Consider the following 14,802-nt stretch of genomic DNA (forward strand, 5'->3'; position numbering starts at 1 on the left):
GCCATTTTTAGTTCTGCTCATTTTACTCATTTTGGGAATTATTTCTCAAGATTATTTCAATTTTTCTCTTAAAACTATTTATATTTTATTATTTATAGGATTTATAAGTTTGCTTTTTGTTTTCTTAAAATCATATTATATTCAAAAATTTAAGAATATAATTCTCCTATTTTCAATGTTTTGTCTTGGTATTTTTGTTTTCAAAATGCAGCAATATGAAGCGCCAAATATTGCTCTAAACAAAAAAGAAAACCTCTATTTTAGTCTAAATAAAAAACTAAATAGCACATCAAAAAACCGACGTTACGAAGTAGTTTTCTATAAAAATAATTCTGAATTCAATGCAGTTATTACAGTTCCAAAAGACCAATCAGAATTAAACTTTTCACATTTTTATGAAGCCGAAGTTAGTCTTCAAAAAACAGAAAAGCCTTACGCGGATTTTATTTTTAATTATCAAAAATATTTAGCTCGAAAAAATATATTTTATCTGGCTTATTTACCTGGAAATATAAAACAGAGTACAAAAAAATCACTTTCAGTATCTGAAAAAATAAAAAACGAAAGACTCAAGATTTTAACTAGAATTTCTACGAGTAGTTTAAGTGTAAAAAGTGCTTCTTTTTTGAAAGGAATTATTCTTGCCGATCGCACGGAACTTGATACAGAAACGGTTTCAGATTTTCAAAACAGTGGATTAATTCATCTTTTGGCGATTTCTGGAACACATATCGGAATTATTTTTGCCGTAATTTATTTTATCTTTCTTAAAATATTTCCTGTAAAATTTCGGAATTATGCTATAATTTTAAGTTTAATTTTCATTTGGAGTTTTGCGGTTTTTATTGGACTTGGAAATTCTGTAGTCCGCTCCTGCATTATGATTTCCACTTATATGATTTATTTGCTTTTAAAACGAAAACCAGATTTATTACACGCATTATCTTTGGCCGGATTAATTATTTTAATAAGCAGTCCACAACAATTCTTTGAGGTGGGTTTTCAACTAAGCTTTTGCGCCGTCTTAGGAATTTATTGGCTCAATAAACCACTTGTAGAATTACTTCCTCATTCAAAATATTCAGCTTTAAACTTTCTGAAAAGTATCTTTGTTATTACAATTGCAGCACAATTATCAACTTTGCCTTTGGTGATTTTTTATTTTCATCAATTTTCATTTATCTCTATCATTGCCAATTTAGTGGTGATTCCATTAGCGGAAATTATCATCACTTTTTCTTTATTTCTTGCAATTATTTTAGGTTTAAATTTTAATATTATTTGGTTAAATTCTATCTATGATTTTATGATTTTGAAATTATTAAAATTAATCCATTGGTTTGCAAGTTTAGATTTTGCAATGACTAGAAATATTGATTTGAATTTATTAGAAATTACTTTTCTTTTTATTTCAATTTATTCATTCGGAATTTTAGTAAGAAAAATTTCTTGGAAAAATACTTTTAATTTTGCTTTCACATTCTTGTTATTTATTTTTGTGAGAATTATATTTAATTTTCAGCAATACCAAAAAAGTGAAGTTATAACGCATACTTATTTTAAACAAAACTTGCTTTCTATAAAAAAAGGAGATGAAGTTTTGTTTTTACTACCAGAAAACTCGGATACAGAAAAATTAGAAAAATATATTATAAATCCTTATTTAACGGTGAGAAGAACTCAAAAATATAAAATTAAATATTTTCCTAAAAATACCAATTTAATATTAATTAATAAAAAAGCATATCCTTTGAATTAATCTTATTTAGAAAGATTACAAACTAAAAAATTCTGATAATTCTCACTTTCAGTTCCTTTAACATTCTTTAACTTTGTGGAAATTCAAATTTCACAACTATGGCTGGTTTATCCACATCCTCAATCGGCAGGAAATATGCAATGGCAATTTCAGCACTGCTTTTGCTTTCTTTTTTAGTAGTGCACGTTTCGCTAAATATGATTTCTATTTTTAGCAAAGATTCATTTAATGAGGCGTCGCAATTTATGGGCTATAATCCTTTTATACAATATTTCTTTCAACCAATATTAATGATTGGTGTGGTTTTTCACTTTGTAATGGGATTAATTTTAGAAATTAAAAATAATAATGCACGACCGATAAAGTATGGCATGAATACGCGTTCTAAAAATTCTACATGGATGTCTAGAAATATGTTAATTACTGGATTTGTTATTTTGGCTTTTTTAGGATTACATTTTTATGATTTTTGGATGCATGAAATGAATTATAAATATATAGAAATTTTGCCAGAAAATCCAAGTAGATATTGGATAGAACTTCATGAGAAATTTGCTGACGTTTGGCGAGTTATAATATATGTAGTTGCGTTTGTTCTTTTAGGATTGCATTTGTCACATGGTTTTCAATCTAGTTTTCAATCAATTGGAGCAAGACATCCAAAATATACGCCTTTTATCAAAGGTTTTGGAACTTGGTTTTCTATTTTAGTTCCTTTAGCTTTTATTGTAATCGCTATTTTTCATTTTGTAAATCAATAATCCTCAACAAATTATGAGTAAATTAGATTCAAAAATTCCAGCAGGCCCGTTAAAAGATAAATGGGAAAATCATAAAGATCACATGAATTTGGTGTCTCCCAATAACCGAGACAAAATAGATATAATTGTTATTGGGACAGGTTTAGCCGGTGGATCCGCTGCTGCAACTCTTGCAGAACAAGGCTATAATGTAAAAGCATTTTGCTTCCAAGATTCTCCAAGAAGAGCACACTCTATTGCTGCGCAAGGTGGTGTAAATGCCGCTAAAAATTATCAAGGTGATGGTGATTCTATCTACAGATTATTTTATGACACCATAAAAAGTGGTGATTATAGATCTCGAGAAGCAAACACTTACAGATTAGCTGAAGTTTCTGCAAATATAATTGACCAATGTGTTTCTCAAGGTGTTCCTTTCGGTAGAGATTACGGTGGACAATTAGACAACCGCTCTTTTGGTGGTGTTCAAGTGAAAAGAACTTTTTATGCAAAAGGACAAACTGGTCAACAACTTTTATTAGGCGCTTATTCTGCATTAAGTCGGCAAATTGGAAAAGGAAGAGTTAAAATGTATAACCGTCATGAAATGATGGATTTGGTTTTAATAGATGGAAAAGCGCGCGGAATAATTGCAAGAAATTTAGTAACGGGTGAAATAGAAAGACATTCTGCACACGCAGTAGTTATTGCTTCTGGAGGGTATGGAAATGTTTATTTTCTTTCCACAAACGCGATGGGTTCCAACTGTTCTGCAGCATGGAAAATTCATAAAAAAGGAGCTTATTATGCAAACCCTTGTTACGTGCAAATTCATCCAACTTGCATTCCTGTACATGGAACTGCACAATCAAAATTAACTTTAATGTCAGAATCACTTAGAAATTCTGGAAGAATTTGGGTGCCAAAAAACATTGAAGATGCAGCAGCAATAAGAGAAGGGAGATTAAAAGCAAAAGACATTCCAGCTGAAAATAGAGATTATTACTTAGAAAGAAGATATCCAGCTTTTGGAAATTTAGTTCCGAGAGATGTTGCTTCTAGAGCTGCAAAAGAAAGATGCGATGCGGGTTTCGGAATTGAAAATAATGACACACAAGAAGGTGTTTTTTTAGATTTCCATACAGAAATATTGAAAAAAGGTCGTGAAGCAGTTTTAGAAAAAAACATTCATAATGCAACAGAACAACAAGTTTACGAACTTGGAAAAGCTTGGATTGAAGAAAAATATGGTAATTTATTTGTCATGTATGAAAAAATCACAGCTGAAAATCCTTATGAAACACCAATGAAAATTTACCCTGCAGTTCATTATACAATGGGCGGAATTTGGGTGGATTATAATTTAGAATCTACAATTCCGGGTTGTTTTGTAATTGGAGAAGCTAATTTTTCTGATCACGGTGCAAATAGATTAGGCGCATCTGCATTAATGCAAGGTTTAGCGGATGGTTATTTTGTATTACCTTATACCATTGCTGATTATTTAGCCGCAGATATTTCCACGGGGAAAATTCCTACAGATACAGAAGAATTTAATTCTGTAGAAAAAGAAGTAAAAGATAGAATTCAATTTTTTATTAATAACAAAGGATCCCATTCTGTAGATCACTTTCATAAAAAATTGGGTCATATTATGTGGAACAAAGTTGGGATGGCGAGAAATGCAGAAGGTTTACAAGAAGCGATTAAAGAAATAGAAGAAGTTCGACAAGATTTTTGGCAAAATGTTCGTGTTCCTGGAAGTGCAAATGAAATGAATGCAGAATTAGAAAAAGCAGGAAGAGTTGCAGATTTCTTAGAATTAGGTCAATTAATCGCAAAAGATGCTTTAAACCGAAATGAAAGTTGCGGGGGTCATTATAGAATAGAATATTCAACACCAGAAGGAGAAGCAAAAAGAAATGATGAAGATTTTAAATTTGTGTCTTGTTGGGAATATAATGGACCAGATATTAATAAAGAAGTCTTGCACAAAGAAGATTTAATTTATGAAAACGTTGAAGTTAAAACAAGAAGTTATAAATAATCTCCAAATAATTTAATAAGAAAATGAGTACAAAAAAAGGCTTAAACCTGACTCTAAAAATTTGGAGACAGAAAAATAATAAATCAAAAGGGCAATTTGAAACCTACAAAATTTCAGATGTTTCCACAGATTCTTCATTCTTAGAAATGTTGGATATGCTCAATGAACAATTAATAGAAAACGGAAAAGAAACTATCGCTTTTGACCACGATTGTAGAGAGGGAATTTGCGGAATGTGTTCTTTATATATTAATGGAAGACCGCACGGTCCAGACACAGGAATAACAACTTGTCAATTGCACATGCGCCATTTTAAAGATGGAGAAACTATTCATATCGAACCGTGGAGAAGTGCCGCTTTTCCTGTTATAAAAGATTTAGTTGTAGATAGAAGTTCCTTTGACAGAATTATGGCAGCTGGTGGATTTATTTCTGTAAATACTTCCGGAAATACAACAGATGCAAATAGTATTTTAGTTCCAAAAGAAAATTCTGATAATGCAATGGATGCTGCAGCTTGCATCGGTTGCGGCGCATGTGTCGCCACTTGTAAAAATGGTTCTGCAATGTTATTTGTTGGTGCAAAAGTAACTCAACTTGCACTTCTACCACAAGGAAAAATTGAAGCAAAACGCCGTGTTTTAAATATGGTTTCTGCGATGGATGAAGAAGGTTTTGGAAACTGTTCCAACACGGGCGCTTGCGAAGTAGAATGCCCAAAAGGAATTACTTTAAGCGTTATTGCAAAAATGAATCGTGAGTACTTCTCAGCAAAATTAGATTAAAAAACTTTTTTTAATATTCTTAAAACCTTTCAATTTTTTGAAAGGTTTTTTCTTTATATTTCTCTATAATTAAAAAAAAATAAGTATTTTTTCTTTTAAGATGATTAAGAAAAATAGAATTCATTTTAAACGCTAAATTTTACATAAAATCAATTTTAATCTGTTTCATTATAAACTAATTACTTACTTTTGCCAAAATTATAATTACTCTAAGAAAATGATACTTAAAGATTTAAAAAAGAAAATTAATTTTTCTAACGCTTTTAAAGTTGTTGCAATGCTTTTCCTCGCCATTATGATGACTTCTTGCTCCAAAAAAGTAGAAATAAAAGGTAAACTTACCAATGCAAATCCGTTAGAACGTATAGAATTTATAGAATCTTCTGGCGTTGCAACTTTACCTTTGATAAATTTAGGTGTTGATAAAAACGGAAATTTTGAAGGTAGCTTTGAAGCTCCTAAAAATGGAATGTACGTCATCACTTATGGTGGAAAACAAGGTATGATTTATCTTAAAGGTGGGGAAAAAGCAGAAATAACTGGAGACGCCACACTATTCCCTACAGAATATGCTGTAACTGGAAGCGCAAAAAACAATAATGATTTTCTAAAAAATGTAGAATTATTTTTACAAAACTATTCTTCTTCAATAAATATGGGAGAATTAATTAAAAAAGATGAACCAGCATTTTTAAAAGAATCTAAAAAAATAGAAGAAGATATTAATAAGAGTATTGATGAAAATGCGAAAAAATTTAGCGCAGATAAAGATGCAGTTCAATGGAAAAAAGATGAACTATCAACAAATTTGTTGGGACTTTTAAGTCAATATAAAGTTAATCACGGACAAGCCATACAAAATCCATCATTTAAAGTTTCGAAAAACTTCACAGATTATGAAAATACTTTAAAAGAAAACAATGATAGATTAGTAGAAAATCATCCACAATACAGAAGTTACATTTTAAGTACTTTAAGTGATGAATTTCAAAAATATTCTGCCGCTCATAATAAAAAAGGCGACCTTTCTACTTCGCAGATTTTAAGTGAATTATTAAAAACTAAAAAGGATTTTTCACAAACTACTAAAGATTATATTTTAGCTTATGTAATTGCTCAAACAGATTTAAATATGGGCGCTACAAAAGAGTCCGAAGCAAAAGTGAATAAAATTATAGATTCTGAAATTAAAAATGAAACTGTAAAAAAAGATTTAAAAAAGATAGAATTTGTTTTAGCTGGATTTAAACAAGGAGACACACTTCCTGAAAGTAATTTAATAAAAGCAGATGGTTCTAAATTCAGTCTTTCTGATCTAAAAGGAAAACCAAGTTTAGTAATGTTTTACGCATCTTGGAATCGGAATATTTCACAATCTACCCCAGTTTTAAAAGAAGTTGTAGAATTTTATAAATCTAAAATGAATTTCGCTTATGTGAATTTAGATGATAGCAAAGAACAATTCATCAAAACAAGTGGCGCAATGTTAAAAGGTTTACCCGGAACAAACGCTTATGCAGAAGGCGGAATTAACTCAAAATTTGCAAAAGATTTTGGAATTTACGGGTTTAAACTTCCTGGATTTTTAGTCTTGAATAAAGATGGAAAAATTGAAGGACATTATTTTGTAAATTTAGGTGACCCAGAAATCGTTACGATTTTGGATAAACTTACTGGCTTAAAAGCGCCCGAAGCTGCGCCATAACTTCCGCCAAGTATGTTACCTGGAGCAGAATTACTTCCACATTCAGAAGAAAAACCAAAAGAAGCAAAGTAATTTTAAATAATACTTCGGTTAAATTTATTTCTAAAAATAATTTCGGAAATTTACAACCGAAAAGAACTATAGAAAAACAGGCTCTTTCGCCTGTTTTTTTAATTAATATCTTAAAATAGATGAAAAGAAAAACCAACTTAATTCTCGATAACATCAATATTTACGGAGCTGGTGCAAAAGGAGTTGCGATCGGAAAAACCATTGAAGGAAAAACAGTTTTGGTAAAAGGTGCAGTTCCCGGAGATGTTGTGGATGTGAAAGTTAGAAAATCTAAAAGCAAATATTTTGAAGGTGACGTTTTAAATTTAATTACGCCTTCTGAATTTCGTGTTGATCCAAAATGCATTCACTTCGGTGTTTGTGGTGGTTGCAAATGGCAAAACTTGTCTTATGAAAAACAATTAGATATTAAAAATGATGAAGTTTATAATAATATCAAAAGAATTGGCGGTTTTGAAAATTTTGAATGTGTTCCAATTTTAGGAGCAAAAGAGCAATATTTCTACAGAAATAAAATGGAATTTTCATTTTCAGATGCAAAATGGCTGACTTTAGACGAAATAAATTCTGGTGAAAACATTGATAATAAAAATGCTCTCGGATTTCACATTCCTGGAATGTGGAGTAAAATTTTAGATTTAAAAGAATGTTGGTTGCAAGAAGCGCCTTCAAACCAAATCCGTCTTGCTGTAAAAAAATTCGCAGATGAAAATGGTTTGGAATATTTTGATGTAAAAAATCAAAGTGGATTTTTAAGAACTTTAATGTTGCGCCAGAATTCTATGGGAGAATGGATGGTTTTATTTCAATTGTATCGTGAGGAAAAAGAAAATCAAGAGAAATTATTTAATTATTTATTAGAGAATTTTGTTGAAATTAAAACTTTGGTTTATGCGATTAATCCCAAACTAAATGATTCTATTTATGATTTAGATATAGAAATTTATCATGGTGATGGATTTTTAATGGAAGAAATGGATGGTTTAAAATTTAAAATTGGACCGAAATCTTTCTTTCAAACCAATTATCAACAAGCTTTAAATCTTTATCGGAAAACCTTAGAATTTGCAGAGATTACAGAGAATGACGTAGTTTATGATTTATACACTGGAACAGGAACTATTGCACAATATGTGGCGAAAAAAGCAAAACATGTGATCGGAATTGAATCTGTTCCGGAAGCAATTGCTGCTGCAAAAGAACACGCAAAACTCAATGGTTTAGAAAATTGTGAATTTTTCTGTGGTGATATGAAAGATATTTTCACCAAAGAATTTTTAGAAAATCATCCAAAAGCAGACGTTTTAATTACAGATCCACCAAGAGACGGAATGCACGCAAAAGTGGTAGAACAAATTCTAAATTTAGCACCAGAAAAGATTGTTTATGTGAGTTGTAATTCTGCAACACAAGCGAGAGATATGGCTTTATTAAAAGACAATTACATTTTGATAAAAATTTTACCAGTCGATATGTTTCCACAAACGCATCACGTGGAAAACATTGCGCTTTTAATTAGAAAATAGAAGTTTTTTTTTATCTTTAACCAAAATAAAATTTATGAACCATTTTCGATTTTTTTTAATTCCCCTATTTTTAGTTGGCTTTACAACTTTTTCTGCTCAAGAGAAAGAAACAACCAAAGCAAAAACTGACACCGTAAAAACAAAAACGGACGCAAGTAAAGACAAGAAAAAGGAAAAAATAAAACCTTATTCTGAAGTAATTACAGCAAAAGCAATTACTGATGATGGAATTTTTAAAGTACATAAAGTAGAAGATAAATATTATTTTGAAATCCCTAATCAAGCTTTAAAAAAAGATTTTCTTTTAGTAACAAGATTGACAAAAGCTGCAGCAGAAATGCGCTCTGGCTTCACGGGTTATGCAGGAGATCAAATTGGGCAAAATGTAATCTCTTTCGAGAAAGGACCAAATGATAAAATCTTTATCCGTTCTATTTCTTTCCAAGATTACGCGAAAGATTCTACTTCCCAAATGTACAATTCTGTGATGCGAAATAATGTACAATCAATTGTAGCTGCTTTTGACATTAAAGCTTTTGGAAAAGACAAAAAATCTTCCGTAATAGATGTTACAGATCTTGTAAACTCAGACAATGATTTGGTTTCTTTTGAAGCAAATACTAAGAAAAGTTTTAAAGTAGGTAAATTTGATAAAGAGAAATCTTACATTAATTTCATAAAATCTTATCCCAATAATATTGAAATTAATACCACTAAAACTTTTGCAAGAACATTTGGAAATATTAAATTTCCTCCTGGAAGAGAAAAACCAGAAATTAGCGGAAATTATACTGTGGAAATTAATTCCTCTTTGGTTTTGCTTCCCGAAAATAAAATGCAAGCAAGATATTTTGATCCGCGAGTAGGATATTTTGCAGTGGGTTACACAGATTTTGATGAAGACCCGCAAGGTGTAAAAAAACTTCGTCTTATAAAAAGATGGAGATTAGAGCCAAAATCAGCAGATTTAGAAAAATATAAAAGAGGTGAATTAGTGGAACCTGCAAAACAAATTATTTTCTACATTGATCCTGCAACTCCAAAAAAATGGGTTCCATATTTAATTGCGGGCGTAAATGATTGGCAAAAAGCTTTTGAAAAAGCCGGATTTAAAAATGCAATTATTGCAAAAGTTCCAAACGCAAAAGATGATCCAGAATGGAGTTTAGAAGATGCAAGATTTTCAGGAATTGTTTACAAACCTTCTGATGTTCCAAATGCTTCCGGACCTTCAATTTCAGATCCAAGAACAGGAGAAATTTTGGAAAGCCACATCAATTGGTATCATAATGTAATGAGCTTGGTTCGTGATTGGTATTTTGTACAAGCTTCTCCAAATGATCCACGAGCAAGAAAAATGGCTTTTGATGATGCATTAATGGGTGAATTAATTCGTTTTGTTTCTTCACACGAAGTTGGACACACACTCGGTTTGCGACATAATTTTGGTTCGAGTTCTACGGTTCCTGTTGAAAAATTAAGAGATAATAATTGGCTAACTAAAAATGGTCATACACCTTCAATTATGGATTACGCACGTTTTAATTATGTTGCGCAACCAGAAGATCACATTTCTCCAGAAAATTTAATGCCGAGAATTGGTGATTATGATAAATGGGCAATTGATTGGGGTTACAGAAGATTTTATCAATATAATAGTCCCGATAAAGAAAAAGCTTTTCTAAACCAATGGACAATTAAAAATTTAAAAAACCAAAGATTGTGGTTTGGAACAGAAAGTAATCCATTTGATCCACGTTCACAAAGTGAGCAAGTTGGAGATAACGCAATGATTGCAAGTGATTATGGAATAAAAAATTTAAAAGTAATTCTTAATAATTTAGATTCTTGGACGGCAAAACCAAATGAAGATTATAAAGGACTTTCTGAAATTTACAAACAAGTAACGGGACAATTTTCCAGATATTTAGGACATGTTTCAAAATATATTGGTGGTGAAATGGAAACTCCGAAAACAATGGAACAAAGCGGTTCTGTTTATGAAATAGTCTCAAAACAAGACCAAAAAAGTGCTTTAGATTTTTTAAATAAAAATATTTTTGAAACTCCAACTTGGCTCCTTAAAAAAGAAGTTTATGAGAAAACTGGTGATTCTCCAATTGAAATAATTGAAGGATTGCAAAACCGTGTATTTTCTAGAATTTTGAGTTCTGCAGTTTTAAAGAAAATGTACCAATCTCAATCTGTAGATTCTAACGCTTATTCTTTAGTAGATTATTTAACAGATTTGAAATCTTCTATTTTCGAAAATAATTCTCCAGATTTATATCAAAGAAATTTGCAAAGAAATTTTGTAGATTCCTTAATTAAATTAGTTTCATCTCAAGAACCAATAATGGATCAATCTGATATTTCTCCTATTGTAAAAGGAACTTTAAATGACATTAAAACAGATTTAAAAGCAAAAAATCCATCGGATAAAGTGCTTCAATATCACAATCAAGATTTGCAATATAGAATTGATAAAGCATTAAATCCTGATAAATAAAACCAATATTTTAACTTTGAAAAGATTAGTTGCGATCACTTTTGTACTATTTTTCTTGTTTTCTTGTAATTCAGACGATGATATTTGCACAAGTGGAGAAGCTACGCCGCGAATAAAAATTAAATTTAAAAATTTAGCAACTAATAAAGAAATTACACTCGACAGTATTTTTGTAAGCGTAGATTTTGGAAAAGGCGCAAAGAATGTAATTTCACAAAAATTTCCAACAGATTCTGTGGTGCTTCCTCTTCGTGTAGATGAAGCACCTTTTACAGATATTTATGTGAAATTAGCTTCCAAATCTTTAGATTCTTCAAAAATTAGAATTAATTATACTACAAAATCACAGTACGTTTCTCCAGCTTGTGGAATTAAAAAAACTTACGAAGATTTAAATTCTATATTAGAAAAAACAAATCCTGTTTTGCAAATACAACAAACTCAAACTCAAATCACAAATGAAGCAAAAACTTCTCTCTATCTTCTTTTTTAGCTTTATTTTTTTAAATGTTTTTGGGCAAAAAAAAATCGATAGCCTAAAAATAAAACCAAAATATAAAGCCAATTTTATGGTAGGTTTTGATGTGGTAAATGCAGGAGTTTCTGCTTTTTCTGAACGAAAATTATTTCAAGGATTTATATCTACAACTTACCAAAAAAGATTGCATCTAATTATAGAAGCAGGTTTTGAAAAAAACACTTATAAAAAAAATGGTTATGACGCAGAAGTAAGCGGACCATTTGCAAAAATCGGTGCTTTTTATATGTTAGCAACGGATCGAGAAAATATAGAAAATGGATTTTACGCTGGAGGAAAATTGGCAGGAAGTTATTATAATCAAGAATATTTTGCAGTTCCCGTTCGTGGTTTTCAAGGAGGTGATGTTTCTGTAGCATTTCCTGCATCAACGCAATCGTCTTATTGGTTGGAAGGAACAATTGGCGGTCGCGTTCAACTTTTTTCTTCTAAATTTTATATTGATTTAAATATTCAACCAAAATATTTAGTTTATACTACAAAACAAGATGAAATAATTCCAGTAATTGTTCCTGGTTTTGGTAAAAGCAGTGCGAAATTTAATATCGGTTTTGCTTGGAATTTGGCGTATAAATTCTGAGAAAAGCTTAGTTTAAATCTTCCAAAATTTCTTTTAATATTTCCTCCGTTTCTGATTTTAAATCTTCCAAAGTTGTATTATTATAAATAATAAAATCCGCTTTTTTAATTTTATCTTTTTCGGGCATTTGTTTTTCTAAAATGGTTTCAACTTCGCGGTAAGTTTTTCCATCTCTGTCCATTACACGTTTTATTCTCGTATTATCTTCGGCGGTTACTAATAAAGTTTTGTCACATTGTGTGTCAATTCCCAACTCAAAAAGAAGTGCTGTTTCTTTAAAAATAATTTTCTGATTTTGATTTAAAATCCAATTCTCAAAATCTTGTTTCACCGCTGGATGAATTGTTTTATTTAATTTCTCTAATAATTCTGCATCGGAAAAAACTTTTCCCGAAACATATTTAGTATCATAAATTCCATTTCCGTCGTAGGCTTTATCTCCCAAAAAGCTTTTTATTTCATTGCGTAAAAATTCATTTTCATTTACCAATTCTTTTGCACGAATATCAGAATAATAGACCGAAAAGCCATTTTCTTCAATAAATCTTGCAACTGTAGATTTTCCCGAGCCAATTCCGCCCGTTAAACCAATTAATTTTGGCCTTTCAGATTGTTCTTCCATAATTTTAATACCCAAAAACTTCGTTAAAAGTAAATGTTTTATCCAATTTTATACCACGATCTGTCATTTTTAAAGTTGCTAATTCATTATGAGCGTCGTGTTCAAAAAACAAAATATATTCATTATCAATGCACTGCTGCAAAAATTTTCCTTTTTCTTCCATTGTTAAAAGCGGTCTTGTGTCATATCCCATTACATAAACTTGTGGAATATGTCCTGCAGTTGGAATTAAATCTGCTGCAAAAACCACTGTTTTATCTTGGTACTTTATTACGGGAAGCATTTGCTTTTCGGTATGTCCATCCACAAAGATTACGTCCATTTTCAGTTCTGTTCCAAATTTATAATTTCCGGTTTGTGGTAAATCTAAAAAATTCAGTTGTCCGCTTTCTTTGATTGGTAAAATATTTTCTGGTAAAAAACTTGCTTTTTCTCTTGGATTTGGATTTGTCGCCCATTTCCAATGATTTTCATTACTCCAATAATTGGCATTTTTAAAGGTCGTTTCATAACCAGTTTTGTCTTTATTCCATTCAATTGCTCCTCCACAATGATCAAAATGAAGATGCGTTAAAAAAACATCTGTAATATCATCTTTTATAAAACCAAATTTCGCCAGATTTTTTTCTAAATTATCATCGCCCCAAAGTGAATAATGTCCGAAAAATTTTTCATTTTGTTTGTTTCCTAAACCACAATCCACTAAAACTAATTTCTTTCCATCTTCTATCAAAAGTGAACGTGTTCCAAGTTCTATCAAATTATTTTCATCTGCCGGATTTGTCTTTTGCCATAAAGTTTTTGGAACAACACCAAACATTGCACCGCCATCTAACTTAAATTTTCCACATTGTATCGGGTAAAGTTTCATATATTTTGCTTTAAATATTTTTTTTTAAATCACTTGTAAAGTTAAAATATTTTATGATTTTAATATTTTTAAAATTACGAAATTAAATTAAATCAATTGTTCTCAATAAAACTTTAAAGAAAACAAATTCGTAATTTTAAATATGGGAAAATTCATCTTTTTTAGTTTTGGTTTTTTACTCTGTGTGAGTTGTAGTTCTGCAAAATATAAAGACGTAGTTTACGGGAAATCAGCAAATAAGGAAGATTTAAAACTAAATATTTTCGTTCCTAAAAATTCTGAAAATAAAAGATTAACGGTTTTAATTTTCGTTCATGGTGGAAATTGGAACAGCGGAAACAAAAATCAATACGGTTTTTTCGGACGAAATTTTGCCAGAAAAGATATCGTAACCGTAATTCCAAATTACACATTAAGTCCAAACGCAAATGTTGAGCAAATGACAACTGAAATTGCAACAGCAATAAAGTGGGTTCAAAAAAACATTAAAAATTACAATGGTGATGCAAATCAAATTTTTGTAACTGGGCATTCTGCAGGCGGTCAATTGGTAACTTCTGCAGTTTTAAATCCAAATTTCGGGATTGATAAAAACTCAATTTCTGGAATTATTTTAAACGATGCCGCCGGAATTGACATGAAAGATTATTTAGAAAAAAATCCACCAACTACAAAAGATAATTATATCGCAACGTGGTCTAAAAATCCAGAAAATTGGTACCAAGCGTCGCCCATTTATTTTTTAGATAAAAACTCACCACCTTTTATGATTTACATTGGTAAGAAAACCTATCAATCCATAAAAACCGCAAATAAACATTTTCTCAAAAAACTGCACGAATTTCAACCCGATGTAAAACCAATATTTATTAATAAATCTCATATTCCAATGATTTTGCAATATGCATTTCCTTGGAATGAAAGAAGTGCAGAAATTGTAGATTTTATGAAAGAACAGAAAAAATAAAAATTTAATTTGTAAAATAATTATTCTTGTCAAGGTTTTGAACTTTGACATTTTTTTTAGAAAGACTTTATCTCTTCAATT

General features: G+C 30.4%; 12 protein-coding genes. 10 read left to right on the forward strand and 2 right to left on the reverse strand.

The window, feature by feature from the left end; translation table 11 throughout:
• The first annotated feature begins 31 nt into the window (after positions 1 to 31).
• The 9 genes from ACN0WB_RS00715 to ACN0WB_RS00755 all read left to right on the forward strand — a co-directional run bounded on the left by ACN0WB_RS00715 (position 32) and on the right by ACN0WB_RS00755 (position 12,261).
• Positions 32 to 1,759, forward strand: a complete 1,728-nt coding sequence (locus ACN0WB_RS00715) for a ComEC/Rec2 family competence protein (protein ID WP_417428738.1) — start codon at positions 32 to 34, stop codon at positions 1,757 to 1,759.
• A gap of 98 nt (positions 1,760 to 1,857) precedes the next feature.
• A complete protein-coding gene (locus tag ACN0WB_RS00720) occupies positions 1,858 to 2,520 on the forward strand; it encodes a succinate dehydrogenase cytochrome b subunit (protein WP_417427843.1) in 663 nt (220 codons plus the stop codon).
• Between the two features lie 13 nt (positions 2,521 to 2,533).
• Entirely contained in the window at positions 2,534 to 4,546 is a 2,013-nt protein-coding gene (locus ACN0WB_RS00725) for a fumarate reductase/succinate dehydrogenase flavoprotein subunit (RefSeq protein ID WP_417427845.1), read from the forward strand.
• A 23-nt stretch (positions 4,547 to 4,569) separates the two neighbouring features.
• Positions 4,570 to 5,331 carry a succinate dehydrogenase/fumarate reductase iron-sulfur subunit gene (locus ACN0WB_RS00730; RefSeq protein ID WP_417427847.1) on the forward strand — a complete coding sequence of 254 codons (762 nt, stop codon included), beginning with the start codon at positions 4,570 to 4,572 and terminating at the stop codon, positions 5,329 to 5,331.
• 217 nt (positions 5,332 to 5,548) lie between these two features.
• Entirely contained in the window at positions 5,549 to 7,036 is a 1,488-nt protein-coding gene (locus ACN0WB_RS00735) for a TlpA family protein disulfide reductase (protein ID WP_417427849.1), read from the forward strand.
• A gap of 191 nt (positions 7,037 to 7,227) precedes the next feature.
• Complete coding sequence (gene rlmD / locus ACN0WB_RS00740) at positions 7,228 to 8,634, forward strand: 23S rRNA (uracil(1939)-C(5))-methyltransferase RlmD (protein WP_417427851.1); 1,407 nt, start codon at positions 7,228 to 7,230, stop codon at positions 8,632 to 8,634.
• Positions 8,635 to 8,668: 34 nt separating this feature from the next.
• Positions 8,669 to 11,143, forward strand: coding sequence for a zinc-dependent metalloprotease (locus ACN0WB_RS00745; protein WP_417427853.1), 2,475 nt, complete (start codon positions 8,669 to 8,671; stop codon positions 11,141 to 11,143).
• Positions 11,144 to 11,159: 16 nt separating this feature from the next.
• Positions 11,160 to 11,636, forward strand: a complete 477-nt coding sequence (locus ACN0WB_RS00750; protein WP_417427855.1) for a DUF6452 family protein — start codon at positions 11,160 to 11,162, stop codon at positions 11,634 to 11,636.
• Positions 11,602 to 12,261 (forward strand): DUF6048 family protein, encoded by a 660-nt coding sequence (locus ACN0WB_RS00755; protein ID WP_417427857.1) that lies wholly within the window; start codon positions 11,602 to 11,604, stop codon positions 12,259 to 12,261. Before ACN0WB_RS00750 ends, ACN0WB_RS00755 begins: the two co-directional genes overlap by 35 nt.
• A gap of 7 nt (positions 12,262 to 12,268) precedes the next feature.
• Here ACN0WB_RS00755 and coaE read toward each other — a convergent pair whose 3' ends face one another.
• Positions 12,269 to 12,883 carry a dephospho-CoA kinase gene (coaE, locus tag ACN0WB_RS00760; protein WP_417427859.1) on the reverse strand — a complete coding sequence of 205 codons (615 nt, stop codon included), beginning with the start codon at positions 12,881 to 12,883 and terminating at the stop codon, positions 12,269 to 12,271.
• 4 nt (positions 12,884 to 12,887) lie between these two features.
• Positions 12,888 to 13,754 carry an MBL fold metallo-hydrolase gene (locus ACN0WB_RS00765; RefSeq protein WP_417427861.1) on the reverse strand — a complete coding sequence of 289 codons (867 nt, stop codon included), beginning with the start codon at positions 13,752 to 13,754 and terminating at the stop codon, positions 12,888 to 12,890.
• Between the two features lie 142 nt (positions 13,755 to 13,896).
• On the opposite strand from ACN0WB_RS00765, the gene ACN0WB_RS00770 reads away from it, so the two are divergent.
• Positions 13,897 to 14,721 carry an alpha/beta fold hydrolase gene (locus tag ACN0WB_RS00770; protein ID WP_417427862.1) on the forward strand — a complete coding sequence of 275 codons (825 nt, stop codon included), beginning with the start codon at positions 13,897 to 13,899 and terminating at the stop codon, positions 14,719 to 14,721.
• Positions 14,722 to 14,802 lie beyond the last annotated feature (81 nt).

The sequence above is a fragment of the Halpernia sp. genome, from assembly GCF_048269545.1.
Classification (GTDB): domain Bacteria; phylum Bacteroidota; class Bacteroidia; order Flavobacteriales; family Weeksellaceae; genus Halpernia.